At 51.0% G+C, this 3,915-nt stretch carries 2 protein-coding genes and 1 pseudogene; 1 reads left to right on the forward strand and 2 read right to left on the reverse strand.

The genetic code is table 11. The annotated features are described in order from the left end of the window. A partial coding sequence (locus GT753_RS25555; protein WP_160126139.1) for a hypothetical protein occupies positions 1-1,667 on the reverse strand: 1,667 nt, incomplete at its 3' end. 614 nt (positions 1,668-2,281) lie between these two features. Between GT753_RS25555 and GT753_RS25560 the strand changes: the two genes are divergently transcribed. Beyond that, positions 2,282-3,394 carry a reverse transcriptase domain-containing protein gene (locus GT753_RS25560; RefSeq protein WP_160126140.1) on the forward strand — a complete coding sequence of 371 codons (1,113 nt, stop codon included), beginning with the start codon at positions 2,282-2,284 and terminating at the stop codon, positions 3,392-3,394. A gap of 55 nt (positions 3,395-3,449) precedes the next feature. Here GT753_RS25560 and GT753_RS25785 read toward each other — a convergent pair. Continuing rightward, positions 3,450-3,915: pseudogene (locus GT753_RS25785) on the reverse strand (hypothetical protein); the annotation flags it as partial.

The following is a 3,915-nucleotide window of genomic DNA, read 5'->3' on the forward strand; positions in this document are numbered from 1 at the left end:
TCGGCAACACAAGCCTCACTTCCCTTGATGCTTTGCTCCTTGCCTTTAGGGGTGACGCAGGCGCGCACCACGTCCCCCACATCATCACTTCCCGGTGTGTAGACGTTTCCATCGAACTTGCCTGTAGAGGCAAAGTTCTTCCACCCCCCGTCACTGGTCCGATACTGCCACTTGACAGCCGAGTCATCATCACCCGTACCGTTCGCCACAAACTCATACGCGGCATACAGTTTCTGACCAACCTGACCACTTCCCTTGATGGTCACCTTATTATCCCTCACCGCCGGGGCAGCGAATATATAATACTCGGCTGATTCCTTTTTATTCTCATCAGACCACCCGGGTAATTGCAGGCTTGCCTTATAGTACTCAGTCTCTTCATCGCTGTGAACACCCGCCTGATAGACACCAGAGTAATGCCCTGACTCCGACTCACTCCAGGTGCGTTCTTTGCCATTAGGCACATCAACATAGGTTGACATTATTTCTTTCAGACCTGTTACTAACTTATCATCTTTATCCTTGAGGACAACGTTAACGGTCATATCCACTCCGGTACGATAAGCATTATTATCTAGGGCAAACGTCGATTTACCACTTACCGCAGGAGTAGCTACATTAAGCGGCAACTCGACCATCACAGGGAACGGCCCTTTTTTATCGTGCGAAGCGCCTAACCCAAGAATGTGGATATCGCCACCCGCTTTCTGTGTAAGATGTAACACCCCATCGAGAGTAAACACCTCAACGATGCTATCCCAAAGTGTTTTGTCATCATTTCCTTTTATGAGCGCATAAAATGTCACCCCCTCAGGAATTCCTTTCGGTTTTTTTTTCAATTCCTCTTGCAGCGTTTCTTTCAGGTTGATTTTTTTAGCCAGCTGCGGCAACACATTGATGGCGGGGAGCGTGACCAACTCTTCACTGCGCCGCTTTTGATAGGCATTAATCAGTGCTTGTGAAATCTGGGTTTCTACCTCGCCATCCGCTTTATCATTATCTTTAGCGCCACTGCCGGTTCCTCTGACGGCTCTCTCTAACGCCGTCAGTGAAACTTCTTTAAGGGCCTCTTTAATTTTTGTGACGCCCTCAACTGTAATCGCCAGGCCTTTATCGGTCGATGTAATGTAGTTGTTTTTTTCTTCCGTATTGACGTTAACTTTCAAGGCGCCTTTATCATCAAAGGCAAGGCCTGATGCCTGAGATAGCTCTACCGCCAGCTTATTGTCCTTCATCGTTAATCCGCATTCGGGGGCAATCGCGACGGTCACGCCATCCTTATCCGTTTTCAACCCCGCGCCCGTCTTGATATGCAGCCCGTTGTCATCAACAGCCAACCCACCGTTTTGATGCAGCTTCAGCGCCACGCCCTTCTCTGTCGCCGCCAGCGAATTGCCATCTACCTTGACCGAGACACCTTCTTTATTGACCAAGACACCACCGGCAGGAGTAGGAAGGATAGCGAGTTTGCCACCGACATACTTCAAGCCATCCCCTAGGTGCAGGGCAGTCGCATCCTCTTCAGTTGCGCCCAGAACCTTTCCCCCAACAGCAGCCAGGTCAATAAGGTTGCCATAATCCTGTTCATTGGGAATGGCGCCTTCTTTAAAGGCACTTTTCAGTTCTGTGATATTTATCTTTTTATTGTTTCTTTCAGTACCAGCCATGAGCTCGCCTCTTATTTCGAGTTTTGGATTATGTTTGCGTAATGCATCATCTATCGAAATCACCTGACTATTGCCCAGAAATCATTAGCAGCAAAAGTCACAGATAACATATTCAGCATGAATACAATCAAACAGAAGGCTGCATCGCCATGATTACTTTGTTCACATCTTCTTTACCCTCGTTGATTTTCAGCCCCCCCCCCCACACACACAAATAATGGCAGGCGCATCAGCCAACGCCCCCCCCCACGCAATACTCAATAAGCCATTGCGCACAGTCAGGAAGTTTAAAGCGGAGAATAAAAAATCGCATCAATCAATTTTAACACCTAAAGGCCCTCGTCAACTTTTATCGGATGGGCAATCAACAGCAGTTCTTCTTCAATATTTATTGAGGATACTCCCCGCATTAGGTGAAGCGGCGTCAATCGAAAACTCGTTTTCGAAAACATCTATTTATTCAACAATACTCTGCAGCATTACTGCTTGGGAAATAAAAATGACAAAACACTGCGCTTTGATTACGCTGAACGTTATGAAACTGAACCACGTCTCTGCTTTAACAAAAGCTTACCTCACCCACACTTACTATGCCGCCTCGCTTTCGTCCTCAGATGACCACACCCTGTTTCACACCTGCTCACATCGAGAATGCGTATCAGTGGCTAGTTCGTCGACGCGCTCATTATCCCGATAACGCCGACATATGGGATCTGCGCTTTCGCTGGCCGCAGGCGCAAGAGCACATCCTCAACTCCGTCAATACCCGATCATATGTCCTGTCTCCGTTACAGGTTGTGAAAAAGGCCTCCGGTGAGTCCGTTGCCCTCTGGTCTTCATCCGATGCCCTGGTCCTGAAAATGCTCACCAGCATGCTGGAAATGCAGCTACCGGCGCATCCACTCTGTGAGCACGTCCGGGGCCACGGCGGCGGGCGGCAGAGCGTCCTGCGCGTCGACCACCACCTCCGTGAACGACGAGCCCCCTTTGTGTTTCGCACAGATATAAAAGGCTATTACGCCAGCATTGACAAAACCCGGCTGTACGACCAACTCTGCCGGCACGTTAGCCATCCGGTCCTGCTAAACCTCCTCTGGCAGTTCCTAAACTACAGCGTGGAGCAGGGCGGAAACTTCCACACCCCGCGCAGAGGGATCAGCCGGGGTGCCGCCCTGAGTCCGCTACTGGCTGCCTTTCACCTGTATGAGACAGACCTCCATTTTGAAAAACATCAACCGCGTGTCCGCTACGCCCGCTACATGGACGACTTCCTTATCCTAGCCCCGACTCGCTGGCTGTTGCGGCGGGCGGTGCGTGACCTGAAGCAGCTGATGACGGAATACGGCTTCACCCTTCATCCGGACAAAACGCAATTGGGTTACACCGCCCAAGGATTTGACTGGATGGGATTATGGTTTAAGACGGGCGGGGTGCTGACCATCGCACCCCGCGCCGTGAGTAAGCACCGCCAGCAGTGCCGCCGGCTTTATGAGCAAATCCGGAACCTGAGTCCGCACGATCAGGTAGCCCGGATGGCACAGTACCGCAGACGGTGGGTCCGGGCCTTAGTACCGCGCGGTCAGAGTTTGGCAGTTGGTGCGCATATTTTGCCAGCAGCACCTGAACTGGGGAGGCCCGGCTATTCACTGGACCCCGCCCTGGTCTCCTCAAGCTGTTTTTGGCGCGGTAAGACCGGCAGCGCGTTCGCTTCCTATTCTGAACCTTGAACTGCGTCGCGGGCCAACTGCTTCGACCTGTTGCGGAACTAGTCTGGCCACTTGCCTATAAGTCGCGAACTAACATGACATACGCTTTATTTTCCTTGAGCATGCAGCTCTCGGATGTGAACGCCGAATAGCGCGACTCTAAGAAATAAACCTGCGCTTTGTACTTGTATGGGTCCATGTCGTGGCATTCTCGTGGTAGTGGGGCGTCCACCCAATAATAGCTGTAGTCTTGTCCTTCTTTGCTCATTCTCCAGCCCGATATGTCTTGCCCGTATTTGTGTAGACCTCCCCATTCTGAAATCATCGTTCCTACGAGGCGATAGCTAATTCCTCCGTTGGACATCACCTCTTCCTTACGGGGCATCCTGAATCCGCTGCTAACGGACGCTTTCGAATCTTCCCAAGTCATCGTTCTATCTCCCATGTTAGTGAACCATTTCTTCAACTGGAATCTGTATACAATCGCTTGTGACCCGCCTTCCTTTGGACCCGCTGTAATGATTACCTCCTCACCAGCGCCT

The sequence above is a fragment of the Serratia sp. Z4 genome (genome assembly GCF_009900725.1).
GTDB classification, from domain to species: Bacteria; Pseudomonadota; Gammaproteobacteria; order Enterobacterales; family Enterobacteriaceae; genus Serratia; species Serratia nematodiphila.